Source organism: Pristimantibacillus sp. Z349TD_6, assembly GCF_056173205.1.
This window is the reverse complement of record NZ_CM149662.1, coordinates 3230261-3256458: the sequence shown is the minus strand read 5'-3', so window position 1 is coordinate 3256458 and position 26198 is coordinate 3230261. Positions and strand designations below refer to the sequence as shown.

The following is a 26198-nucleotide window of genomic DNA, read 5'->3' as shown; positions in this document are numbered from 1 at the left end:
TTCCATCGTAAGGTGGTTTCTTCGGATTAAATACCGAACATACATTCTTATAGGGAGATGATTTTATGGCAAGTATTGAAAAACGAGGAAACAACACTTGGCGACTGACAGTTGAAATCGGTAGTGGACCAAAAAATGAACGTAAAAGAGAAAGAAAAACGATTAAAATTGAAACGGATGTAATCCTTAAATCTCCAAAAAAAATGAAAGAGTACCTTAATGAGGAATTGGTAAAATTCAAAATCGAGGTAGAAGCAGGGGAATATATATCTGCGGATAAAATGAAACTTTCTGATTTCGTTGGGGAATGGGAAACTAAATATGCTGCTAAAGAACTCTCTCCATTAACTCTAAAAACATATAAACACCACATTACTAACCATATCCTCCCAGCCGTTGGACATCGAAGACTTGATGAAATAAAACCAATGCATCTAGTTACGCTCTTAAGTGACCTCAAAAAGGCAGGAGCGCGAAAGGACGGCCGTGGAGAAATTCTCTCCGATCGAACAGTTCAATATATTTATGATGTAATGAGAAATGTCTTTACTCAAGCTGTAGGCTGGAGACTTATTAAAGAAAGTCCACTTCAAGGTGTAAAAAAACCGAAGGTCGAAAAAAAGAAAGCTGAATATTACGATGTTGAAGAAACGCAAAAAGTTATTAACGCACTGAATAATGAACCATTGAAATGGAGAATGTTTTGTCTAGCTGCTATCCTTGGAGGTTTCAGGCGTGGCGAACTAATTGCTCTTGAATGGATGGATGTCCTATTTGATGAAAACGCAATTCATATCCGTAAAAGCATATCACTTGTTGAGAAAGGCCACGCTTACGAGAAAGGCACGAAAAATGAAGAGGAACGAACCGTTGAAATGCCTCATTGGTACATGGAGGAGCTAAAAAAGTATAATACACAATGGAATAAAAACAAACGTTGGAGGAAAACCGAATGGTTAGGAGAGGAAACTCAGTATCTGTTCCATAATGGATCTGGAAAGCCATTTTATCATACTACACCATCTGCTTGGTGGAAAGATTTTATAAAGAGGCATGATCTAAAGTATATAAGCCTCCATAAACTGAGGCACACCTCAGCAAGTGTTTTGATCGAGAAAGGTGCTTCTTTAAAAGCGATACAGGAGCGGTTAGGGCACAAGCAACACCAGACAACAGCGGATATATATGCTCATGTATCTAAAAAAGTTAGCCGAGATTTAGCTGATAAATTCGATCAATTTAATCCTGGCATACAACAAACAAATAGCAACTAACAGATTTATCAAGGGGGCAGAACTGGGGACGGATTGGGGACGGATTGTGTATTTATTCAGAAAAGATAAGACAATGTAAGAAAAGATACGAACACCGAAAACCTAGTAATGCCAAGCAAAAAATCAATTTAATAACGAATAAGGCGAACACTTTCGCTAGATTCAGGTTCTAGTGGTGTAACAGCCGTGGAGGTTCGAGTCCTCTCGGCCGCATCCTAATTGGGTTTATAGACTATTTTAGACGATGTTTAATCTAGTGGTCAATATCAGACCCCGTTTTGTAAATTTAAACCACTTCCTTATCATGAGACTTAATTCATGACAGGGAGTGGTTTTTTTGTTGCATAAATTTGCAATTCACTCATTCTTATTGAAAATAGAAGTTCATAAAAGTCAGTTTTCATTGGCTATTCAATCGTTCATGTGGTGATTGGTTAAATGAGCAATCTCTATTACTCTCTCCATTGTAATTCCTTCTCTTTGTTCAACTGCAAGTGGATGATCCGTCTGTTCTAGTTCTATTAATGGAACGGCGCCAACTTCTTGTGTATGTACCATTGTTTTCAACGACAGTGTAGATATTGGATATATTGAAAGTTCCGTCGACAACCATCCAAAATATGGTTGTTCATTTTCTCTTCCTTGTACATTCAATAATTCATTGGATTTCAAAAAATTTTCACCGCTAAGTGAAACCCAAACACTCCATATAAATTTTTCATTACTATTAATAATTGGTATTTCTATGTGTCCCCTAATATAAAAAAACTGTTCATCAATTACGCAAAAATCTCTAATTAACTCAGTTCTTTGCTCTTCTGGCACCTTGTAAAAATAGTCTGGCGCTTCAATTCCGTAACATAAAGGGACTTCTATTAATTCGTTGTTGCAATGAGGGCATTTCATCGTTTTTACTCCTGCCTGTTTTCTAATATTTTTAAAACCACTAAATTATGTTAATTCCTAAAGTGCTTTACCTCTAAATTTTACCGTATATAATTGCATTTTCTCAATAATAATCCGTTCTATTGTACCATATTACATTTCATTATTCAGTCGTAAAAAACTACTAGGTTAACAATGGTTGAACGAAATTACATGTTGTATATTAATTCATTTAACTGCATAATACTTCCTAAGGGTAAACTAATAACTGGAGGCATTATGCTATGAACATATCGTGTGAATCGGATAACATAGAAGATTATTTGGAGGAGACAGAAGTCATCGATTTCAGTCAACCGACAATCACCAATTTATCAGATGGATTATTTTCTAGATCTTCTAACGAAGTCGATTTTATAAAAAATGCTTACGAATTTGTTCGAGATCAAATAGCGCACTCTTGGGACATTCAAAGCAAACGGATAACATGCAGCGCTTCAGAAGTTCTATTTTATAAAGAAGGTATTTGCTACGCCAAATCAAATTTATTATCTGCACTGTTAAGAAGCAAAGGGATTCCAACAGGATTTTGTTATCAACGACTCACAATCGGGGATACACCCGACACAGGATACTGCATTCATGCTCTTAATGCCGCTTATATCAACAGCATTGGAAGATGGGTACGCTTTGATGCTCGAGGAAATAAAGCCGGCATTGCTGCAGAGTTTTCTTTAACTGAAGAAAAATTAGCTTTTCCTATAAGGCAACAATATAACGAGATAGACTATTTAGAAATATATAAACAGCCTAACTCTAAAACGATTCAAGTACTTAAACAAAATACAAACGCTATTCATATGTATTTGAATGGATTGCCTTCTGAGCTTTAGATTCATTTCGAGGCACTTTTCAGCATCCATAAGTATTGTTTAATAATCGTCGGGTGGAGCACTTAGTCTTGTATCCGATCTAAAATATTTAATATAGTGGTCGTAAAGCGCCGTTTCTTCAAACCCAAGGCTTTCATATAATGTTTTCGCAAAATTACCTTTTGCAACGTCAAGGATTACCTTTTCTTCACCCCTGCTGATGATTTCATTAACCAGGTATTTCACAAAAACTCTTCCATAACCGCGTGATTGATGTTCTATAGAAATAGCAACGGTACATATTTTATTCCCTTCAATTTTTCCTATTGCTACTATAGTATTATCAAATATCATTACAAACATATTATTTTTATTTTGGGCAAACTGTTCGCGTTCCCATTCCACAGGTTTATAAAAAAACGAAGGATACAATCCTATACGCTGTCGCATATGATAGAAAGCTAATTCGCAAATTCTATCCCATTCAAAATAATCATTCTCTTCATAATTTCTAACTATGATGTTATCTGAAGGGAATGATTCACCCGTTCGCTCCATAATGTAAGAGGATAAATATAATCTGTATCCATTATTGTCCAAAAGACTTATTAAATCAGTGTCACGATGAGAACACGTAAATAGGGTATGCTCTACTTTTTCATTTGGAATAAGCATTTTTTCATATTCTTGTATTAGCATTGAGCCGACATCCGCTGCTTCATACTCTTTGTTCACATATAATATGGCCTGAGGTTTTCTGCCGAAACCATTAAATGAAAGAAACCCAATGGTAGTAGTATTATTGAGTGCAACCAAAATATTATCTTTGTTTCCTTTTTCATCATTATAAAATATATTCAATAGATGATTGTAGTTAAGCAGCATGCGTTCGATTTGAGCTTTATCTCTTTGAGGATCATATTTTTGTATAATAATTTGGTTCAACTCTTACACCTCGATTCTGTTTTAGTTCAATCCATACACTTGTCAAAAACTCTTTTGAATTCCTCATTCTTAATTAAATATCCAATTAACTCTTCAATACTTCAACAAACGCTATTAACTCTTAAAAAAATAATTTATTTATACTGTCATTGATTTTCTTGTCTACATTCTCTCTATCAGCACTGCCTTGGTCGTAGGCTTTATTTAATTCTTCAGCAATTTTCTCAGCAAAAATTTTATCCGTCATTCCTTTTATGATCTCTTTTCGGCCAGCTACAATGTCCCATTTCTGTTCTATCGCATTCAGTCTAACTTCATAACGCATCAAATGATCTCCTCCAAATAAAGCTCTTATTATAAGATGAAATGATTACCCTTTTCTCCCAGTATACAATAAACCCAACACCTTGGCGGTATTGGGTTTATTGTATTTGTATCGCTTTCAAATTGTAGCAACTCCATTACTTCAAATAAGGATTATTTGCAATCAATTTCACCGTTCGCTCTGCCAAATGAGAAAGAGGCACGATGCCGAAGCCATCTACGCCTGAACGAATTTTATCGTTTAACGGCTTCACCCATTTCTCGGGTAGTTGGCTCGCTCCTTTTTGCATACCTACAATAGAACCTGCGGTAGCCGCATTGCAATCTGTGTCAAAGCCCGAAATGATTGCTAAACCTATTGTTGCTTCCAGATCACCTTCACCATACAGCAGAGACGCGGCCACAATCATCGCATTTGAGATCGTATGGCACCAATGATGTGCGTTGCTTTCATCATATTTATGGTGGATACGCTCTACTACTGAATCAAAGGTCACCTGCTCCTCGTACCAGCGTAACACCGTCCGAATATCGTCAGCAAGCCGGCAATTGGCAGGAATTTGACCGAGACCTGCTCTGATCACATCCTGCCTGTTGTCCGTCACGGCAGCCATGGCCAGCATAGCTGCAGTCCACATAGCACCGTAGATGCCATTTTTCACATGCGAGATCGAAGCGTCTCTCCAAGCCATTTCAGCTGCTTTCGCTGGATATCCAGGATTAATGTAGCCATACAAATCAACTCGAATTTGAGCGCCAATCCACTCTCTATAGACATTGCGATATGTAGCTGAGAGTGGTGGATCTAAGCGATTAACGAGATTCCGGTAAGCAATGCGTTCTGCAGTACAGGTGCGCAGCAAAGGCAATAGGTTAAGCCATGTTTCTGCTACATCGTCAGGAGAGAAGTCATAGCCGAATTTTTCTAATACAGCAAGGCTGATGATCGTATAGTTCATATCGTCGTCCTCGACCATATGCTTCACATTATTAATCCAGCTTACGAGCTCGTTTCCGTACGACCCGCCCTCGTTGATGACGCCGTACTTTTCCGCAATTTCAGGATCCATTTCGGATGAAATATAATAATGAACTGGAAAATTGTTTGTTTCCTTCAACAAGCCTGTAATTCGTTCCTTTCTCCACCCTTCGATCGGCTGCCCCAATAAGCAGCCTGCGGATCGACCGAGCCATGCACCATACATTTTATCCGCTAAATCTTCAAATAGAGCAGGTTGATTCACCGGGAATTCGGCAACTGGTCTTTCAGCTACTATTTCCGGCAGGTTAGAAGGCTCAACAAACGGGAAGTCAGCTCTTAAAGGCAGCTTCCCTATTTCGTCGATATAAGCCGCAGCCATTTGTTCACGTTGCGGGTCATTCCACGGCATGGAAGCCAGCTTCTCATACGTAGCAGCCAATTCTGCGCTGATCTGTTTCCCCTCGTCCATTGCCTGCTGCCTTTCAATTTCAACATGATGGCTGTATTGCAAGTAATACTGCTCGGAGGCTTTCATGAACGGCATTCACTCCTTTCAGGAACCGTATTAAAGCTGCAAAATCATACCGTCAAAAGCTACTATGATATCCTCTTGATCAAAAAACTGCGTAAGATCATCGTGCAGCAATCCTATATTGTGAGAGAAATGTGTGACCACAACCCTGCTTTCCCGGCTGAATATCCCCTTGCTGCGTAACCGATTCCTAATATCAAGAACGGCTTCGATGTTGAGATGTCCTCCTGTAAACGGCAGATGGCCATTCGTACAATCCAATATAGCGAGGTCCAATTTCGTCTGTTCCAGCCATCGCCATGTTTCTTCAGGAAGAAGCCCGGTATCGTGTCCATAAAAGATGCGCTTTCCATCCTTTTCGATTAGAAAGAGCAAACAGGTTTCATCGGGATCATGATTTGCCGGCAGCGCCGTCACCTTGGCATTTCCGGTATCGACGGTTTCGAACAGATCTATTTTTCGCAGCACCAACCGCTCCGCATCTGGTCTGCCAACAGCATCGCGGCATTTGCGAATGACTGCATCGTGGCCGTAAACATGCAACGGCGCATCCAATCCATGGGCATAAACAGGCATCCGCATCTCCAAATCCTCTGCACGAAGATGATCCAGATGCGTGTGCGTGATGAACAAATCCTTCACAAGACCGAGATCGATGCCGCCCGTCAAAACATGATGAAGCGTATCTGGCGGAAAATCAACCTTTAACACGCCATCAATAAGGACAGAGCTCCGTGTTCTCACATTTTTCCCGCCAAGCTCTCTTGCCTTCAAGCAGTGCACACAACGACAAAACATCGCAGGAAAACCTTCCGCAGCAGCAGTGCCAAGAAAATGCACCTTCACGATATATCTCCTTCCAAATCGTTCTTAAGTTTTGGTCGTAGACACAGAATCAACTAACTATCCTTTATCATTTAATGCTTTCTTAAAGGCCTGCCACTATTCGTGTTACATGATTAACTGCTTCAGTAGAGCCAAGCTTAGGCTCTTCTTCGCCTTCGAACTCTACGGTAAACCATCCGTCAAAACCTGATTTTTTCAGCTCGCCGAAAATATACTTCAAATCGACAGCGCCTTCTCCAGCAATTTTCCCTAGAAACAGCTCCCCCGTTAAAGCCCGAGTGACGCCGCCAGCCGTACCTTCCGGCACTGGTAAAAAGTCCTTAACATGCACATGACCAACATATCCATTCAGCTCATCAATCGCATCGCTAGAGCTTTGACCAACGAGCAGAAAATTTCCGGTATCAAATGTGCTTCGCAGCGCATGAGAATTAACTTGTTGGATAATAGCCATAACCTGGTCGCTGCGTCCTGCAAATAACCCGTGATTTTCTAGGCAAAGTGTTACACCTTTCTGTTCGGCATAATCAGCCGCTGCACGAAGTCCATCAATTACGAATTGCATTCCCTGCTCAAACGATATGGAGTCATTGGGTAAATCCCCTGAAAATACACGAACGACCTTGGCTCCAAAATGAACAGCCGCGTCGACAGCATCCGTTACTTCCTTTAATTGTGCTTGCCTTTGTGAATCATCTGCTACCACAAAGTTGTTGCACGCGCTGAAGCACGCAACCTGCAAACCATATTTACGAAGCGCTTCATCGATTAGTGGGATATCCTTCTCCTTTTCCTTCCAAAAACAACTGAGCAGCTCCACTCCCTTAACCCCTGTCTCGGAGGCAAATGCTAGAAAATCAACGGTATCCCATTTTCCCTCATACCAATATTTATGCACGCTCCACATACTCAAGCTAACGTTCAAACCAATCACGCTCCTCATAGATAATAGAAGTGCCAAATCAAACTTGATAGTCTGCTGAACGATATATTGCTTCAGTCAATTGGATAACCTTCCTAGCATATTCTCCCGACACCAATATTTCATGTTCTCCTCTGATCGCATCAATGAAGCTTTTATCCTGATTGGTGCTTTGAGCTGGCAGCTGAACTGGCAGAACGCCATCCTTATAGGTTGAAATTTCAATTCTGCCATTCTCGAGATAGATCACACCTAAATCGCCGCAGAAGGAATAAAACTCCTTATAGCCCGGTACATAACCAATAATGTTCAGCGCAGCAATCGCACCCTCTTCAAAGGTGATGCTCGTAAAAGAATCGATTTCCACCGGTGCACCGTGGCTGCTTAGCGTCGACTTCACCTCAAGCGGCGTAAGGCCTGTTGTCCATAACAGAACGTCAATAATATGGCTGCCTGAATCCATTAGCATACCGCCACCAGAAAGCGCAGCATTTTGTCGCCATGTGCCTGTTTGGCTGCGTTTCCAATCCTGATAGAGCGTTGCGTTAATCGAGCTTAGCTTGCCAATTACGCCATCAGCTATCGCTTGGCGAATAAAGATAAACTCCGGTTGGAAATGTCTTTGGTAGGAAACCTGAAGCAGCCTCGAATTTGCCTCTGCAGCATTTATTAATTGTTCAGCTTCTTGGGAGGTGCAGGTCATCGGCTTCTCAATCAAGACATGGCAGCCTGCGTTCAATACATCAAGCGCTTGGGCATAATGCAAAGTATGCGGTGAGCATATAATAACGGCATCCAAGCCGCCTTCTTCGAGCATTTCTTTATGGCCTGCGTATCGACGGGTATTGGACAAATGGAATGTTGATAGAAACTGCAGAGCAGACTGTTCATTTGGGTCTGCCACTGCAACGATTTCCACGCCTTCCAGCGCTTGCATCTGACCAGCATGAAGCTGCGCGATACCGCCAGTACCTATAAAACCAATATGAATATTTTGCATATAATCATCTTCACTCCCCATGAGTAATGATTGCTGCGTTCTTGCTCAATAAACTCCTAGAATGGACAATCTCGTACCATTTGGAATCACATTTGCAGGCCTATCCTTAAACAACCATCTCTCCGGCGTATCACGAATATCACTTAGCTCTAGCACAAATGAAGCTGCCGGCAGCTGTTCCGAACGAAGAATAACTCTATTTCCATCAACCGCTATACTATCCCATACCAGAGAAATAGAAGCGCCGTTATCCCAAAGCTTGTAGCAGGAATCATTCATAGCCGAGTGTTCGTCAATCCGTTTATTGAAAGAAATCACAATTTCGTTTCTGCTTCTCCGTTCAGTAAGCATGGGAAACGGCTTTTGATCATACATATATCCGCCTGTATGATACTCATAAGCTGTCCAAGATGCATATCCGAGTGCAAAAGCCGTCTGACTGAATGTCTCCAGCCATTCCCCGCTTTTAATCATTGGTTGTGCAGAACCGATATCCGCCTGAACGGCTAATGGCAGCTCGGGAAATCGCTCCTTGATCTGATCGACAAAAGGCTGGTAGCCTTTAACGTAATCAGCTGGCAGATCTCCACGCAGCCAATCGGGCCAATGCGTTTGCAAGAAATGGATATCCGGCTTAACCTTTTCAATCATCGATGGAGCATTAAGGCCTTGGTCTTCACGGAGTCGTTCAACGCTATCCTGTCCTGCATTTATCGCAAGCGACCAAGTGGCAACAACGATATCTGGCCTAACCTCGCGAACGCCTCCTTCTCCATTTACCATTTCATTTATAAAGCCATTAACTGCTTCTACACGGAACTCGATCCACTTGTTGTAGGTTTGAACATCCCGAAGGTAATAGTTAGGAGCAGCAGCATTTGTAAAATCGGGCATATCCACGCCGTAGTGTGCTCGGAACGCCGACTGAGCAAGCGGCCCAACATCACCGTATACCCCTCTCTCAATCCCGCCCCACTCTGGGAAATACGGTTCGGCAATTTCTATCCCGTCGAAAGGATACTCCGTCACAAGCTTAGCCATCGCTGATTTTTTCCACTGCACGTAGCCTTCACTAAAGGGCGACAATCGCCAGAAGCCGTCATTCGGCTCCTTAAGCAGCTTCATCTGCCAAGAAGGCCATTCTTCTGGGAACCTATCGGTAGAGAAGGTACCGTTTCCAATCACCATCGCCCACACCGGAATTCCATTTTGACGGAAAGCGTGCAGCAAGTCCTTCTGAATGACATGTTCATTTACAACAAAATAATGGACGCTTTGATACCCTGCAAGCATAATTTCTTCAACAATACTCTCTGGCGACCTTTGCTGATAATAAGGAAATGAGGGATCAATCTGGATGCTAGGACCAGAAACGGCTTGGTTGCGAAATGAGTCCTTAAACAACGTAGACAACCATTTATACCTCCTTTTTCCAATTTCACTTGTAGTTTACCACCTATTTATTAATAACGGGATATTTTTTTATTTACTCTTATTTTTTAGAATAAATCCTCCAATCATCACAATTACGACTTTCTAGTAAAACGAGAACACGCCTCAAAATTGATCATTCAACACCTGATATGAGATCTCATAATCCAATTTTTATGACCCATTTAGAGAAAAAATCCTTTTTAAATTATTTTTATAAAAAAATATTCCATTTACTCAGCTTGATGTATAATAGGTGTAATTCATCATTTATCCATAAATGGAGGTCATTGTATGAGTAAAGTCGTTTACCTTCCGCTAGACGAACGTCCTTGCAATGCAAAATTCCCACAAATGATAGCTGCAATCAGCGATCTCTCGCTCGTCGCTCCGCCACTAGAATTGCTCGGAAGAAAGAAACAGCCTGCCCGCTATGAAGGGGTACATGACTGGCTGTTGCAGCAAGCTGCTAATGCAGACTATTTGATACTTTCCGTTGATATGCTCGTTTACGGCGGCATTGTTCCTTCCCGTCTGCATCAATTATCGCTTCAAGCATGCATGGAACGTCTCCAACTGCTTGAGCAGCTGAAGCAGCGCAATCCCGCACTTCGCATTTATGCGTTCAATTTAATTATGAGAGCCCCAGCTTACAACAGCAGTGACGAGGAACCTGATTATTACGCGCATTATGGACACTCGATTTATCGCTATGGCTGGTTAAAAGACAAGCAGACCTCCGAGCTGCTGAACGATGATGAACAAAACGAATGGCTTCAGCTTCATAGTTCTATACCAAGCGCCATTCTAAATGACTTTCTACAGCGCAGAGAAACGAACTCACAAGTGAATGAGCATATTATCACGCTCGTACAATCTGGCATCATTGATCATCTTGTTATTCCTCTGGACGATAATTCGAAATACGGCTTCAGTCCGATGGAGCAGCGCAAGCTTCTTATCTCGGTAGAGCAGTACAATCTCATGGATCATGTGCTTATTTACCCTGGTGCTGACGAAATAGGAAGCATCTTATTCGCCAAGGTGTTTTGCACGATCAAAAAATATCAACCTGAGGTTTTTGTTCGTTACTCCTCGACACTTGGGCCAACGATCATTCCGAAATACGAGGATCGCAGTCTGAATGAAAGCATAAAATCTCACTTAACTTCAGGAGGCGCCTTCATGGGTGATTCCTCGATGACAGCCGATTTTGTACTCATGGTACATTCTCCTCCAGTGTCTTCGCATGATGCAGCTGAATCACCAAATTTATACCGGGATCGTCACCGTTCCTACTTCTCTGAGGTACATATAGCTGAATTCGTTACGGCGATTGAAGCGATAACTAATAAAGGCTGCATGGTCGCACTGGCGGATGTCGCTTCATGCAATGGCGCCGATAATAGCCTCTTAAAGCTGTTATCCAAGAAAAACCTAATTTCCCGCCTCTCCGCTTACGCCGGCTGGAATACGTCCGGCAATACACTCGGAACAGTGATAGCGCATGCCATCGTAGCTTCCTACTATCGCCAACAAAGCAATAACCAAGAATCAAGTACACAGATGAGCGAACATTTCATGCTTTATCGTTTGATTGAAGATTGGGGCTATCAAACGATCGTAAGACAGGAAGTCGCTCATCACTTGCCAGAGCTCGGAGCCAACTACTTCGATGTGAGCCAAGTTAAAGAGCATGTATCTCAGCTCATCACCCAAAAGCTGCAGCGCTTCTGCAATGATTATTTAGCTGAACTCGCTGAGGGCAGGATCGACGAATTAAAAGCCGATCTCCCTTGGAATCGCATGTTTGAAGTCGATTTATCCTTATAGCACAGCGCTCGCAAGCGATCAACATCAGATATAAAAATGCTGTTCCTAGGCTTGCCCGATGGAACAGCATTTTTATTAATCCTTTAAAGCTCAGCTGAACTGAATTTCTTCACCTTTCTCTGCTGATTCGTATATGCCGCATAGCATTTTCATCACCTCAAGACCATCTTGTACTGGACTTAATGTCTCTTTTCGTCCGAGGCAGCTGTCGATGAAATGGTTGATTTCGTTTTGGAATCCGCTGGCGAAATCAAAGCCTAGCTGGTCAACCTGCGGCGTAATGTTCAGAATCGTATCATGTTTCTCCGCAACGATGAACAACTCCGGCTCGATTTCGGCGCCGCCTTTGTCACCAAAAATTTTGACGGTAATCTCATCCTTTTTGGCATGCAGCGTAAAGCTTACATCAACCAAAAGTGATGCCCCGTTGTCGAAACGGATAAGCGCGTTTGCCAGATCCTCAACGGTGTTTTTGCTGGAATCATAGTCGGATGCTTTGTAAAACGATAGATTTTGAACATTTGCCCGATTCCCAAGCTGACGATAGGTATTGCCGCTGATCGACTTTACTTTCGGCTTGCCCATTAAGTACCAGCATAAATCAATGATGTGTACGCCAAGATCGATTAAAGGCCCGCCGCCCGAACGCTCCTTGTCAGAGAACCAACCACCTGGATTCCCTAACCTTCGCAAACAAGTCGCCTTTGCATAATAAATGCTGCCGAGCTCACCTGCACTGATGAAACGCTGCAAAACGTCCGTATTCGACCCGTAGCGCCTCACAAAACCAACCTGCAAAACCTTGCCGCTATTTTTCACCGCTTGCTCTACCCGCTCCGCTTCTGCAACGGTTTTGCAAAGCGGCTTCTCCACGAGCACATGCTTGCCGGCTTCTACGGCAGCAATGCTAATTTCAGCATGCGTGTTGTTCCATGTGCAAATGCTTACTGCATCGATTGCTGGATCAGCAAGCAGCTCGCGGTAGTCCGTGAACACCTTCTGCGCGCCAAATCTAGTCGCTTTGTTTTGGGCACGTTCTTCATTTAAATCACATATGGCATAGAGGTTAACTTCTGGATTGCCTGCATACGCATTCAGATGAACCTCCGAAATAGAGCCTGCCCCGATCACGCCAATATTCACTTTTGTCATCGTTTGTAGCGCCCCTTTATAAATTGATAGGTCAAATCATAAATGTCTCTTTTCTCCGGTTCAGCCGCATATGCTGCATCAAAGAGCAGCTTGACGTCTTGATAAAAACCTTTAAATACATCCCCGCTATAACCATATCTCGCGCCGCCTGCCAAATAATTTTCATATTTTGCGCGAAAATCGCCATTGCTTTCAAAAACCCGAGAATCGACCTCGATCTCTACGCCCATGCCGGCTTGTTTGGCCATGTTGGCTGCGATCCCGACTCTCGATTCGCCTGTCTTAGTAAAAAAGTGATTAGGCTGCATTGCTGCTGCGTCAAAGCCTAGCTCCTTCCATTTCCAATACAAGCTGGCCCTGTAATAAGGAATCCAGAAAAATTTCAGCCCCTTCGCGCGAACCATATCTCCCGTCCAGCCAATCAGCCCTTCCTCGTAGGGAACGCTTGTATTCACTGCTTCATTCATCCAATAGAGCGCCTTCAGCTCGAGAAAGGGCAAGTTAGCACTCTCCCAGCGCTCTAGCAGTTGACCAATATACCACTCAAGCGCTTTTTGTTTATTTCGAGTCGCTTCCACTGCAGAAACAATCATATGATCGAAGCAAAGCGAGTTGTTGTCATCGCTTATTGCTCCAAAGTTTTGTTGATTCGGAGCCGGATAGGGAATCATGAGCACAACCTTCATTTTATGCTCTGGGTCTGCTAATTTTAGAGCAACCTCCTCCATCGCTTCATTTAAAGCCGACAGTTCACCTGATTCTGCAAAGGTCTTATCCAAGTACCATTGCCAGTCTTTTTGATCGTTTGGATGCTCCTCTGATTCTTCAAATCCATTTGATGAATGAGACCACTTGGCTAGAAATAACGCTCCGTCAAACAGCCATTCGAGCGGCTTGCCTTCAGCATCGATGTAGCTGATATAAGGTATAAATTGCTCTTTCCTCCATACGCCCGCATCGTTTTTATAATGACCGTTGTAAAACAACATCAGATTGTTTATTCCTGCCGTTTGTTCCCCTGAACGAAGAAAAGCGCCACTATCCGATCGCTCCATATCGCTGCCTCCTACTCATTACTTGATGCTCGTTACAAAACGTCTCACAACCTCTTGCGGCCTTGTAATAGCAGTTCCGATTACAACAGCGTGCGCGCCAGCGTCAAAGCAGCGCAAGCAATCCTCGATCGACCATATTCTTCCTTCCGCAAAAACGGGTGTCTGACCAAGCGCAGCTAATTTCCCGATCAACTCAAAATCAGGGGTTTGCTGCTTCGGACTTTGTGGCGTATAACCCGACATCGTCGTAGAGACGACATCTACGCCAAGCTTCATAGCAGAAACGCCTTCATCAAAAGTAGAAATATCCGCCATGATCAGCGTATTTGGGAAATTTTTGCGAATAGCAGCAATGACATGATCCAGCTTCTCGTTTCTTGGCCTCGGCATGGAAGTGCAGTCTATAGCCACGATATCAGCACCCGCTCGGATCACTTCTCCTGCCTCTAGCAAGGTTGGAGTAATGTAGACATCGCTATCGGGATAATGTTTTTTATATAGTCCGATAACCGGAATCTTGCATTTGCGTTTGATAGCGGCAATATCCTGCGGCGTATTGGCACGAATAGCTGATGCCCCTCCAGATTCCGCTGCCGCTGCCATCGCAGCCATAATATCGGAGCCGTACAATGGCTCATGCTCAAGCGCCTGACAGGATACGATAAATCCTTTTTTTAGTCCGGCAATTAATGGTGGGATCATAGGGTCACCTGCTTATCCAAGAGCCCCTCGCTATCTACTCCTATGGCATCGTTCATTGCAGAACCCTCCAATCGTAAGTACGGTTGCCCGAATAAGCGCTAGCCTACCAATCCTGTGCGCTCTACGCTTTCTACAAAGTATCTTTGCGCGAATAAATAAAGAATGAAGATCGGCAAAATGCCGAGCAGTGTACCAGTGTTCAAATATAAAGATGTATGAGAAATACCTCCAACATATTCGGGTCGAACAGCGCCAGGCAGCAAATCGAGCATTCTTGCTAGAAGGGTATAATTTGGCGCAAAGAGATTTACAAAGTAGCTGTCATTCCATTGCCAGATGAACGAGAACAGCATGACCGTAGCTATCGCAGGTACAGCATTAGGCAGCATGACTCTTGCAAAGGTACCCGGAATGCCCGCTCCGTCCACATAGGTGGCCTCCTCCAAATCCTTCGGCAGCGAGCGGAAAAATTGACGGAAAATATAAATATACAGACCGTTTTTCAAGCCCATCGCAAGCCCCGAAGAAATAAAGAAAGGCCAGAAGCTCTCCAGCAGATTCACGCCATCATTTCCTGTGAACAGATGATAGAGCCCAAACACATCAAAAAAGCGATAATGCAAATACGTAGGAACCATAATCGTTTGCGGCGGCACAACGATGGTGAAGATGACGACTCCGAACAAAATGGCGCTGCCCCGGAACTTGAGCCTTGCAAAGCCATAACCAGCCAGTGCGCAGGAAGCGAGTTGAAGCAGCGACGTCCCAAGGCTAAGCAGCAGCGTGTTAGTGACGGATTCCGAATATTTTAAATATCCCATGACGATTTTGATATTATCCAGTGTAAAATGCCGCGGCAGCCATACGACGGTTGCATCGAACATATCCTGCTTGTCGCGCAACGCGATGGACAGCTTCGTAATGATCGGATACAAAATGATAAAACAAATCCCGACGATGAGTACGGAACGGATGAATATCCAAAGCCAATGCTTCGCTTTTTCAACTGGGCTATGGCGATCGTACCAGCTCGTTGCGGCCCGCACTAAGGCAGAGTCCGAGATGCGGCTCTTCACCTTCGTCTCAGCTTCCATATCTCTTCCTCCTTGTTAGTCATAATAGAATACACGCTTCGAAATCAGATACGTCGATACGACTAGAATGATCGAGATGACTAGAAAGTAAATCCACGACATCGCCGAGCTAACGCCAAAGTCCAATCGACCAAAAGCGGCGTCCTGAATCATTTGCGTCATTTTATTGTCATAGAAGGAATCGATGATGGTATACACCACATTCGTCAGAATGAGCGGCGAAATCATGGGAAAAGTTATTTTCCAGAAGGCTTCATATCCTGTGGCCCCTTCCATCTTCGCCGCTTCATAAAGAGAAGGTGAAATCGACTGCAGCCCCGCTAAAAAAATGAGTATCTGGACGCCAGACGAGCTGATGATCTGGTAGATTCGATCAACCGCACTCGTCAAATACTCCACAATGTCCCGGCTAAGACCGGCTTGGAATAACAGCGGCCTAAGCTCAATGCTTCGCAGTCCAGAATAGTTGCCCTCCATGTCGGTTGAAGCGGAGCCGATCATTTGAGCAAGAAAATTGCCGTTATCAAGCTTAGCTATAACCCCTGAGGCTAACACGACTGGCAGGAATATGATCGCTCTCGCAAGCATTCTCCCTCTGAATTTCTGCACCAATAATGTGGCTGTAAATAAACTGAAAAAAATAATGAGCGGTACGTTTAATGCCATCACCGTAACGGCTTCCGTTAAGGAACGAACGTACCACGCATCAACGAAAAAGATGTTGCGATAATTTTCAAGGCCGACGTATTGAAGCGAGTAGCCTTCCGAATTAAGCGTCAGCTTATGGAAGCTGAATTGAAGCGACTGGACGAATGGGATAACCATCAGCAGTACGAATCCAAGCAGCCAAGGGGTTACGAACAACACGCCGTAAATTTCCTTTTTGCGCTCCAAGCTCAGTGTTCGTCTCTTCGACATCCTTATCCCCCCTTAACGATGTAATCATGGGCTTCAATGGTCACACCATCCGTATGCACAACGGCATCGCTGTAATTTACGTATACCGTCAAGCCACTCTCATATACGGTTTTGTAAGTGCGTTCCGCCAGCTTTTCGTGCTTGATCATGCTCTGACCGCGGACCTGCCGCAGCACTGCATTCACTTCGCCATAAGCGTCGACAGCCTCATCAAACCATTGCTCATAATCATTCGAATAAAGATAACTGAATCGAGTGTCCTTAAGGACGGACGGCTCCGCATAGAACCAGCTAAAGTAGACATTTGAACCCGTTTCAAGCGAGCGCAGTACACTTTCCCTAATGTCTTGCTCATCAGCCATGTTGTATGCTTTTCCCGCATATTCGATATAACCATGCAGCACCATTTGGTTAAACGGTATCGACTCACCGGCTAGCTGGTATTCATTGCTTTTTTGCGGCATGTTTAGAATATGCGATACATACGGAAGCACATAAGCATTGCCGCCATTGACCATTATGCTTGGAGACATCTCCGAAATGGCTTCGAGCTGATCTGTAACGATTCGTTTTGCGTCCTCTCTTGTCACCTCTGCATTTCTTCGGAAATCCGAATAAAGCTCAGAGCCCAGATCCCTTAAGGAAATAGCTCCAGGATTCAGCTTCTTGAAATCAGACAGGAAGCCGCTGACCGTTGAATTTAGTTTTCTTGGAGTCAACAAATAGTGTGACAACAGCTCGTTATGCCGAAAATACGCTGCGCGATCGAACTCATAAATTTTCGCGTAGCGCCGAGAAATGTACTGGGCAGAGTCTTTGCTCGGGCTAAATTTCCCGGAATTCTCATAGATATGCTGGAAGGCTGCATCCGGATAAAACCCGCCTCCGGTCTTCTGGAGCTTTTCTACTAATCGTTTCCAATCACCTTTGCTACCTATCACGTTATCCATGTCGATATTTGAAGCTATCGTATGATTTAGGCCTTCATTAAACCAGCCCTTGTAACTCAGCCGTATATTTTGTATTTGCTTGCCGTGAAGCTGATCAACGAGCTGCTCAGCTTCCTTCAAATTCGTTAAAGGCACAAGAGCCTCATAGGGAAAACCTAACAGGTTTTTCTTTTTCGGGATGCTGCCAACAAGCTCCATATAAAATGGCGCGTCTCCTTCTGCTTTCAGCTTTGTTAGCCCATCCGCCTTCTCCAGATAAGTGCGATAGCTTGCTGCCATGCCCGAGTAATCAGCCTCATCGCCGCTTAATAAGGAATAACGAATTTTCAAATTCCCCTTATACGTCTCCTTTGGCGTTTTGTGCATGATCTCATTATTGCTTAAACGTACCTCGTCCTTCGGCAAAATAATGAACTGGGCAGCAATCGTATTAAACTCATGCAATCGCCCGCTTATATCCGCGGAAAGCTTGGCGAGCGCTTCCCCCTGCTCAATAATGGCAAGAAAAGCAGCATCGTTCTTTTTCATTCCGAATACCGGCAACCGGTTTGGCTCAAGCGTATTAAACTTTTCATTAACATAGATCGAGCTGTCTTCACCGTATATCGGGATCAGGATAGGCTGCGCTTGAATATTTCCAGTGTTGAACCTAATAAGCGTTCCCGACCCGTCAGGAAGAAAGAGGTAGCCATCATCCTTCTGGCCCGCAGCTCCGAAATTTTCTAGAAGACTGATCGAATGAATCCGATAAGGCGGAGTATCTTCAGTGATGGTCGATGTATCCACTGAAGCGATTAGATCTCTGCCATCCAACGTGTATTCAATCGCTGCTGAAAATTTCGGTTTAACCGATTCTTCAGCTGCTCCACCGCCATCTCCCTCACCATTATCGATAGCAAAATCCTCTTCCGTATATTCCGCCTTCTCAAAGATTGCCAATAGCTTTTTCACGACAGCTTTTGGTATTTCTCGGCGTTCGTAAATACCCTGCTCCTCATTTAGCTTGTATCTAACCTTCAGCTGTTCTTGATCCGCTGGATCTTCCAATCGCTTCAGCAATCTTTCTTCGAACCGCTCCTTGCTTATCTTCTGCGGTATGGACTCGAGCCCTTTCTGCGGATCACCGAACTGATAGGTAACCGTCACCCCATTATCCGCTTGCTTGATTTCAAACTGATTAAATTTCACGCTGTTGTTATAGCTGTCATAATCCTTGTTCTGACCGCTCTTCGTGAGGTAAACGAAAGAGATTTGGGAGGATAATTTCCCCTTTAAATAAGGTGAAGCAAGTTTATCCTCCGTACTGTCAGGATTCGAGCGCCAAATATTCCCGCTTTTTTTATCCACGACCGCGATTTCAGCAGTAGCTTTGCTAATATAAAGCCGAAGCGCATCGTTCTCCAGCACCGGATCAAGACCTTCTATTCGAGGCTCCACTTGAGCGGATGCGTCCAGTGCACGAAGCGAAGCATCCGCTGCCGCGGCATCTTTACTCGGCGTCCCGGAAGTGAGGGTGCTATTAACCGTTCCCGATGTGCAAGCGGGCAGCGACAGCATCGCGAGAAGCAGGGACAATGCCACCCATTTCCGTGTATTGTGCTTTGACATGGCATTATCCCTCCCCTAGTCTAAACATCGCTTCTTTGTACACCGTAGCTGCGAAGGAAAGCATCTGCTGCGCTAAGCTGAAGAAAAGCAAGCCTAAGAAGATGATGATGCCCATCACAAGCATCGTTAGCAGCATCGTAATGACCGTTTTCCCCACCGTATACTGATGAACGGTAAGCATACCGACAAATAACAATCCAAAAAACCACAAGAAGCCGATTGACTCCAGCAATCGATAGAACGAGCCTTCCTGAATCGTAATGACATTGGATAATAAAATGAGCGGAATTTGCATCAGTACAACTGGAATAAGCGCATAGGCAGTAGCCATTACAATTTCTTTGAATTTCCCCTCGCCATCCATCAGCGTCGTCATCGACCAGTTGGCGATGCACCATAGAAAAAACGGGAGCACAATAAATTTAATCTCATCAAGCACGTTTACATTCTCTGCATTGACCGTTGGATTAAAGATAAAGCCGGTAAACTGCCTTTTGAGTACGTAGAGAAGTGAGAGAATAAGCAGCAGCAGCAAAGCAAACCAGATCTTCCCTTTTCGCTCGAACTTCAGCTCCCAGAATCCATTAAACGGATGGAAGATCGTATACCAGCCCATTCCCACTACGCCAGGCTCAGCTGTTCTACGCTTGATAAGCACTCTCGCAGCGATGAGCAGAACGACTGCTGTTATCGCTACTGCCGCAATTTTCCCGAAATGCTCCCACATGAAATCCTTGCGGTAACGTTCAAAAGCCCGTGAATAATATTGCGTGTGCATGCCCAGCTCAAAATGCTTCATCGCTTCGTAATTATGTCCTTGTCTGAGCTCCGCTTTCCCGATTCCCAAATAAGCGATTTCGAGATTGTTGTTTAATCGCAAAGCCTCGCGCCATTTCTCGACCGACTTTTCTTCCTCGCCAATATCATTACTAATAACGGCTTCTCGAATCACCTTTCCATAGCGCGTTGGCTCAAACATGACCAGCTGATTCAAGCCTTTATCTAGCACAATCATCTTATCGCCTAACATGTCAATGTCGGTTGGCGTCTTAAACGTCCCTACCTGCTCACCAAGCAGTCCGTAAATATACATCAGCTTGCCTTCTCTGTCGTACGTAAAGATTCTCCCGCGCGTGCTGTCCAAAATGCTGTAAATCCCATTTCGATCAAGCGCGACGCTTTGAATAGCTGATGTTCCGGGCCGTGTGCCTCCTGTTCGGAATCGAATATCACCTTTTGGGGGCTGGTAGCCCGTTCTCTTCAGCACGTCCGTTCCAGATGGATTCAGACGCTTAACCGGTGTGTCCGAGAATGCCTCGCTTGTCGTAGCATAAACAAAGCCCTCACTGTCAATATCGACGTTGTTGAATTCGACAGGGATAAAGAGCACCATTTTGGAACGCTGCTCCTTCGTCATGACGCGCTTCCAGAACAAATCCGCGGCACTGTAGCGTACTTTATTGACCCCCATAAACCCTGAGAACTTGCCGCCGGAATCAAACTGCATAATGCCATTGAACACGCCTTTTCCGACAACATATAAACGACCCGCTGAATCTCCGACCAGCTTGATCGGCTCATAGACAAAGTTCCCGCCCAGCACATCGCTCTCCGGAGCGCCAATGACGCGTACCAGCTCGCCTTCCTTCGTTAGTTCAACAATGCGTTTGTTTCCTGTATCGGCAATGAACAAATGTCCATTTGAATGTACGAAGATCCCTTGCGGAGCTGAGAAGCTATCCTCTTTATTGCCATTCACAAAAGTATCAATCGTCTGAATTACGCTTGCTTGCTCATCAAGCACTACGATGCGGTTATTCCCTGTATCCGCGACATAGATCTCATTGTCAGCGGTGATGAACAAATCCTCTGGCGATTTGAATGGTCCGGAGCTTAACTGCTCCCCGCCGATTTGCTTCACTGGCAAGTACGGCACAGGCGCTGGCTCAGGATCTCCCCACCACGAATAATTGTAGCCATCGTATGGCGCAGCATAGACCGGAACCGAAATGCCAACCAGGATCAGCATTAGTGGGAAGAGCAGCAGCAATTTACATAATCGATTCAACGTAAGCCTCCCCTTTCCCATCATTCTTTCATGCCGGAGGTTGACATCGTTTGAATAACGCTGCTCTGCGATAGCACAAAGATGAGAATCGGAACGGTGAGCAGCAGCAATGTTGCTGCCATCGAAGGACCCGTTCGTGCGATGCCTCCCGCCAGAATCTGACTTAATGCGTAATCAATTGTTTTGAGCTGCTCACTGTAAATGTACATCGAGCCCGCTGCTCCGCCTGCCCCCCATAAACCTTGGAAAGAGAAAATAACTAGCGTAAGCCATGCAGGTTTGACAACAGGCATAACGACACTCCAGAAAATGCGAACTTCACTGCAACCATCAATCTGTGCAGCTTCGAGCAGCGCATCCGGTATTTGCTCCATAAACTGTTTCATAAGATACAGCCCAAGCGAGGAGCCAATTGCCGGAATAATAACCGCCCAGTGGGTATCCAGAAAACCGAGCCATGACATCGTCATGTAATTCGTAATCTGAGTAACCGTAGCTGAGAACATTAGCGATAGGACTACAATGGTAAAAAGGAATCCCTTTCCTGGAAATTTCCGCTTCGCCAGTGGATAAGCTGCGAGGGAAGCAATGAGCACATGACCGACCGTACCTACAATCGCAATAAAAAAAGTGTTATAAATGTAACGAGTAAAAGGCACCCATGAACCGGAAAGCAGATGATATAAGTCCGTAAAGTTAGTGAATGTTGGGTTTTTGACCAAAAAATCAGGCGGAAACTTCAAAATTTCGTTAATCGGCTTGAATGCATTGCTGATCACAAATACGAGCGGCATTGCCATAAAATAGCCTACTGCTGCAAGCAGCAAGAACAGAAAGACATCGCCCATCCATGAGCGGCTTATTCTTTTTTTTCTTAGACGAATTGTGATCATCGCTACTCACCGACCTTCGCAAGCAGCCTACGCACAATGAGATTCGAGCCGAGCATCATTGCGAACAGCACGGTCGCAATAGCTGAGGCGTATCCCATCTCAAAGCGAATGGAGCCGTAATCCATTAAATGCGTAACGATCGTATGGCCCGCATACTTCACGCTTGGGAACCCAGCAAGCGCAGTCGCTACCTCCGCAACGCCGAAGGAAGCTGTAATTTGGATGACCGCGCCAAACATCAGCATCGGCCTCATTGAAGGCAGCGTAATGAACCAAAGCTCCTGCCAGCGGTTGCGTATGCCATCGATCGCACCCGCCTCGAATAACGTTTTATCAAGTCCTTGCAGCCCTGCGATAAAGGCAAGAAAACTCGTTCCAAGGCTGAGCCAAAGCTGTACGATAATGATGATCGGAAGAATATATTTTGGTGTCTTGAGCCAAAGGATGGGCTCCAATATCAAATGCCACTTGAGCAGGAAAGCATTGATATATCCATAGGAATCGCTGCTGAACAAGAGCGTCCACACGATAAAGGCGCTCCCTGACAAGGCAGGCGCATAAAAAACCAGCGTCGCAAAAGCTCTAATCTTCGGCGGAAACTCATTAATAATCCACGCGAGCACAAAACAAGCGATATAACTGACAGGTCCTGTGATTGCGGCGAAGATCAGCGTGTTTTTTAAAGCGATTAGAAACACATCGTCCCTAACGAACAATTGAGCGTAATTGCGCCAGCCTACCCACTTCGGAAACTCCAGCATATTAAAGTTAGTGAAGCTGACCAGCAGCGATAAGCAGACGGGAAGGACGGTAAAGGTGAAGAAGATCAGAAAGAACGGTGCAATCATGGCATATAAAACCTTGTTCTTCGAAACTTCCTTCCACTTCAGATTCAACCGCGGCCGCAGCGTTTTGCTGTCCAATTTTAACTTGCTTTTTTTAACAAGCTGAATCATATGGACCCCTCCCTTCTACTTTGTCGGCAAATCAAATTCTTCGCGCTTGATCGTAATTTCCTGATTGATCGTTCGGACATAGTTTTCCAGCGTTTCCCGCGGTTCGCTGCCATCGGTGTACACCTCGTAAAAGGCATTATAGATGTGCCGATCGAGTGAATAGCCGCCTGGGACAGCAGGTCTGCCGACGACCCAGTTCAGCTCTTCAACCAGCTGATTCATTTCCTTTGCTGACCATGGAAGACGCTGCAAAGCTTCTAAATTCGCAGCTGCATATCGCGCCGATTCCCCTAATATCGCTTCCATCTCACGCCCAAACGTGACCTGTGCCTCCGTGTCCGTCCACCATTTCATAAACGCCCAACCCGCCTCTTTATTTTTGGCGTCTTTGAACATCACTGTGCCTGTAGCTGAGCTAAGTGTGTCGTGGCGAACGGTCCCCGCCTCGCTCTTCGTGCCCGGAACCGCGACAAAACTCCACTGGCCTCTAATTTCCGGGGCAAAAATCGTCAAGAAATTGAACGTGGTATAATCCGCAATACCAATTGGCATCTCACCTGTGCGGAAACGGTTAATGAAATCAAATTCAATTGGCAGCTTATAGTTGGTATACAGCTCCGTCCACTTTTGGAACGATTCTATGCCAATGGCTGAATCAAGATCCGTTGCAATACCGTCTTTCTGGTAATATTGGCCGCCATTTTGATAAAGCATTGATTCAAACACGATATTTTGCGGCAGCGCCAAATCCATGTTGTGCTTCTGGAGCTCGGGAATGATACGGTACATATCCTCCCATGTTTGCGGCACGTCCAAATGCAGCTCTTCCAAAATATCTTTGCGGTAGAATAGCATTGGGAACGATTGTGTTTCTGGTAGAGCAAACACGCCGTTCTGATACTTAAAGCTTGCGAAAGCGCTATCCATAAACCGGTCCTTAACCTGTTCAAACTCCGGAAAGCTGGATAAATCCTGAAGCGCGTTCCGCATCGCAAAGTTGATTACATCGCCTTGAGTCAGCGCGATATCGGGGCCTTTCCCCGCTAGCGTTGCCGGCAGAACGACGGCTGGATTCACGAGCTGTAAATTAACTGAAATGCCGGTTTGCGGCGTAAAGGTGTTGTCAATCATAGACCGAAGCAGCTGAGCCTGATCTCTTCCTGCTGCAATCCACACGGTTACTTCTTTGTCTCCTTGCTTGACGTTGCTGATGTGGCTATAGTCTTCGGAAAACGATCTGGCAAAGGACATCACTTCATGTACAGACTTCCCGATAATTCCAGTACTGACCTTCGGCACAGGTACGTCTTGCGATTTGAAAAACAAATAATCGATTTCAAGCGGCTGTTGATTTACGGTAAGCAGCCAAGTGCCGAGGGCAGTCACATTATCCTTGAAGCCTTTGAGCCGTGAGGTCAATGTCTCGGTACGGCTTCCAATATCCTTCAATTGATAGGAGGTTGTTCTTAAGATTGTCGTGCTGGCGCTCGTGCCGCCAACCAGCTCATCCATCCGATCTGCTGCGGCGGTAAGAAACTCGCTCTGCTCCTTAAACACCTTTTGCAGCTCAGGAATTTTTTTCTCCAGCTCATAATCGCGAAGAGGGTCTGGCGAAGCTGAAGTGATCATGATGATTTTGAGATACAATGCGTTGAGCTGCTGGATGCTGGAACGCACCATTCGAATAATTTCAGCGAGGTCGCCCATCGTCAGCTCCAGCTTGATTTCATGCTTCCCCTTGGTCAAATAAAATAAGTACGGCTTGCCATCCTCGCCAGGCATTCCAATCTGCCATGCGCCGTCATAACGGAAAGGGATAGCTTCCGCCTCCTTGAACGGAATTTCCCCGTCGATGGAAAGCTCTCTAACCACGTTGACGCCTCTGACCGTATTTTGCTTGTATCTTAGGCCAAATTCATAAAGCCCGTCTTCTGGAATATCAAGGTTCCACGAAATCCACTGTCCGGGAATTTTCCAGTTGACGCCTCCGATTGTATTCATTCTAATTTTTGATACATGATAGGGTTCCGTGCCAGGACTGGAGCGATCATTCAGCGGATACAATGAGGGATTTGATTTGAACGCGGCGTCCTCGCCTTGAAGCTTAATAAACAAGCCGTTCGTCGCACTATAGCCTTGCTCTTGATACCCTTGCGCTACTTTCTCATAGGGAGGAATTTCTTCTTGCTGATAAAGCTTCAAATAGTCTATAATCATCGGTTCTCTTAGAGAAACGAGTGAAATTCGATGTTGGCCTTTGGATAGATAAAAGGAGAACGGCTCACGATAATAACCTTCCGCATCACGCAATACTCTCTCCTGCCACTGCGGGCTTTCAACTTGTCTCGGCCGTAAATCATTTTGCTTGGCATCCTGCTCCAGCTCGGCCAGCTCATTGCGCCATACCCGTGAGAAAACAAGTCTGGATGCTTCTTCAAAAGGAACTTCACCGTCGATACGCAGCTCTCTCTCAATGGGTGAGGTGTTGCCTTCCACCGGAAAATACCGCAAAGACATATGATATAATCCGTCTTCTGGCACATCAACATCCCAATGAATCACACCTGAATCTTCCGTTTCAACGACTGGCGTCTCGGCACCGTCGTAAACTTCCAATTTTTCAGCATTCATACCCTCAATCGCAGCAAAGGATTCGGCTTCAATTGTTTGTGTGATCGATGGATGCGGCTCATTTGCATACTCAGCTGCATACTCTTCATAGCGATTTCCTGCTGAAGGGAGGTTTGCTAATTTCTTCTCCAATAAGGCTGATGCCGCATGAGTAGACTCAAGTATATGATCGCTGCCTGAGGAGCGGCTCGCAGGATAAATGGAGACGATTGTCAGGCATAGGACCAGAGCCAGCAGTGCGCCAACCACTCTCTTTGTTTTCCTGGTTACCTTCAGCATGCGAACCCCTCATTCCTCTTTAAATGGTCGTCCATATAAAAGGATG

General features: G+C 44.8%; 21 protein-coding genes. 3 read left to right on the top strand and 18 right to left on the bottom strand.

From position 1 onward, the window contains the following. Positions 1 to 65 precede the first annotated feature (65 nt). Complete coding sequence (locus AC0VYE_RS13835) at positions 66 to 1274, top strand: tyrosine-type recombinase/integrase (RefSeq protein WP_475448655.1); 1209 nt, start codon at positions 66 to 68, stop codon at positions 1272 to 1274. 411 nt (positions 1275 to 1685) lie between these two features. On the opposite strand, the gene AC0VYE_RS13830 is transcribed toward AC0VYE_RS13835, so the two are convergent. Further along, the gene (locus AC0VYE_RS13830) at positions 1686 to 2180 is read right to left on the bottom strand and encodes a DUF2199 domain-containing protein (RefSeq protein WP_076270013.1); all 495 of its coding nucleotides are present in this window, start codon (positions 2178 to 2180) and stop codon (positions 1686 to 1688) included. A 263-nt stretch (positions 2181 to 2443) separates the two neighbouring features. Between AC0VYE_RS13830 and AC0VYE_RS13825 the strand changes: the two genes are divergently transcribed. Then, the gene (locus tag AC0VYE_RS13825; protein ID WP_475448653.1) at positions 2444 to 3052 is read left to right on the top strand and encodes a transglutaminase-like domain-containing protein; all 609 of its coding nucleotides are present in this window, start codon (positions 2444 to 2446) and stop codon (positions 3050 to 3052) included. 39 nt (positions 3053 to 3091) lie between these two features. Here the strand turns inward: AC0VYE_RS13825 and AC0VYE_RS13820 are convergent, their stop codons facing one another. From AC0VYE_RS13820 to AC0VYE_RS13790, 7 genes are all read right to left on the bottom strand, one after another. After that, positions 3092 to 3976 carry a GNAT family N-acetyltransferase gene (locus AC0VYE_RS13820; RefSeq protein WP_475448651.1) on the bottom strand — a complete coding sequence of 295 codons (885 nt, stop codon included), beginning with the start codon at positions 3974 to 3976 and terminating at the stop codon, positions 3092 to 3094. 121 nt (positions 3977 to 4097) lie between these two features. Next, positions 4098 to 4304: a hypothetical protein gene (locus AC0VYE_RS13815; protein WP_144376840.1), complete on the bottom strand. Its 207-nt coding sequence runs from the start codon at positions 4302 to 4304 to the stop codon at positions 4098 to 4100. Positions 4305 to 4437: 133 nt separating this feature from the next. Further along, positions 4438 to 5817, bottom strand: a complete 1380-nt coding sequence (locus AC0VYE_RS13810; protein WP_475448648.1) for an ADP-ribosylglycohydrolase family protein — start codon at positions 5815 to 5817, stop codon at positions 4438 to 4440. A gap of 30 nt (positions 5818 to 5847) precedes the next feature. Further along, entirely contained in the window at positions 5848 to 6660 is an 813-nt protein-coding gene (locus AC0VYE_RS13805) for an MBL fold metallo-hydrolase (RefSeq protein WP_475448646.1), read from the bottom strand. Between the two features lie 82 nt (positions 6661 to 6742). Beyond that, positions 6743 to 7585, bottom strand: a complete 843-nt coding sequence (locus AC0VYE_RS13800) for a sugar phosphate isomerase/epimerase family protein (protein WP_475448644.1) — start codon at positions 7583 to 7585, stop codon at positions 6743 to 6745. A gap of 37 nt (positions 7586 to 7622) precedes the next feature. Continuing rightward, a complete protein-coding gene (locus AC0VYE_RS13795; RefSeq protein WP_076270163.1) occupies positions 7623 to 8582 on the bottom strand; it encodes a Gfo/Idh/MocA family protein in 960 nt (319 codons plus the stop codon). 45 nt (positions 8583 to 8627) lie between these two features. Further along, on the bottom strand, positions 8628 to 9995 hold the full coding sequence (locus AC0VYE_RS13790) for an N-acyl-D-glucosamine 2-epimerase (RefSeq protein WP_475448641.1): 1368 nt from the start codon (positions 9993 to 9995) through the stop codon (positions 8628 to 8630). A 312-nt stretch (positions 9996 to 10307) separates the two neighbouring features. On the opposite strand from AC0VYE_RS13790, the gene AC0VYE_RS13785 reads away from it, so the two are divergent. After that, entirely contained in the window at positions 10308 to 11846 is a 1539-nt protein-coding gene (locus AC0VYE_RS13785) for a DUF4127 family protein (protein WP_475448639.1), read from the top strand. 90 nt (positions 11847 to 11936) lie between these two features. Here AC0VYE_RS13785 and AC0VYE_RS13780 read toward each other — a convergent pair whose 3' ends face one another. The 10 genes from AC0VYE_RS13780 to AC0VYE_RS13735 all read right to left on the bottom strand — a co-directional run bounded on the left by AC0VYE_RS13780 (position 11937) and on the right by AC0VYE_RS13735 (position 26152). After that, positions 11937 to 12998: a Gfo/Idh/MocA family protein gene (locus tag AC0VYE_RS13780; protein WP_076270021.1), complete on the bottom strand. Its 1062-nt coding sequence runs from the start codon at positions 12996 to 12998 to the stop codon at positions 11937 to 11939. After that, the gene (locus AC0VYE_RS13775; protein WP_475448637.1) at positions 12995 to 14053 is read right to left on the bottom strand and encodes a DUF4855 domain-containing protein; all 1059 of its coding nucleotides are present in this window, start codon (positions 14051 to 14053) and stop codon (positions 12995 to 12997) included. Before AC0VYE_RS13775 ends, AC0VYE_RS13780 begins: the two co-directional genes overlap by 4 nt. Positions 14054 to 14071: 18 nt before the next feature. Then, entirely contained in the window at positions 14072 to 14755 is a 684-nt protein-coding gene (locus AC0VYE_RS13770; RefSeq protein WP_475448635.1) for an N-acetylmannosamine-6-phosphate 2-epimerase, read from the bottom strand. Between the two features lie 98 nt (positions 14756 to 14853). Further along, positions 14854 to 15849, bottom strand: coding sequence for a carbohydrate ABC transporter permease (locus AC0VYE_RS13765; RefSeq protein WP_475448633.1), 996 nt, complete (start codon positions 15847 to 15849; stop codon positions 14854 to 14856). Between the two features lie 15 nt (positions 15850 to 15864). Further along, positions 15865 to 16767: a carbohydrate ABC transporter permease gene (locus AC0VYE_RS13760; protein ID WP_076270024.1), complete on the bottom strand. Its 903-nt coding sequence runs from the start codon at positions 16765 to 16767 to the stop codon at positions 15865 to 15867. A 2-nt stretch (positions 16768 to 16769) separates the two neighbouring features. After that, positions 16770 to 19325 (bottom strand): DUF5696 domain-containing protein, encoded by a 2556-nt coding sequence (locus AC0VYE_RS13755; RefSeq protein ID WP_475448631.1) that lies wholly within the window; start codon positions 19323 to 19325, stop codon positions 16770 to 16772. A 4-nt stretch (positions 19326 to 19329) separates the two neighbouring features. Then, positions 19330 to 21393, bottom strand: a complete 2064-nt coding sequence (locus AC0VYE_RS13750; protein ID WP_475448629.1) for a YIP1 family protein — start codon at positions 21391 to 21393, stop codon at positions 19330 to 19332. Positions 21394 to 21413: 20 nt separating this feature from the next. Further along, positions 21414 to 22286 carry a carbohydrate ABC transporter permease gene (locus AC0VYE_RS13745; protein ID WP_076270027.1) on the bottom strand — a complete coding sequence of 291 codons (873 nt, stop codon included), beginning with the start codon at positions 22284 to 22286 and terminating at the stop codon, positions 21414 to 21416. Positions 22287 to 22288: 2 nt separating this feature from the next. Continuing rightward, on the bottom strand, positions 22289 to 23242 hold the full coding sequence (locus AC0VYE_RS13740; RefSeq protein ID WP_144376841.1) for a carbohydrate ABC transporter permease: 954 nt from the start codon (positions 23240 to 23242) through the stop codon (positions 22289 to 22291). 15 nt (positions 23243 to 23257) lie between these two features. Then, on the bottom strand, positions 23258 to 26152 hold the full coding sequence (locus AC0VYE_RS13735) for an extracellular solute-binding protein (RefSeq protein ID WP_475448626.1): 2895 nt from the start codon (positions 26150 to 26152) through the stop codon (positions 23258 to 23260). Positions 26153 to 26198: the final 46 nt, after the last annotated feature.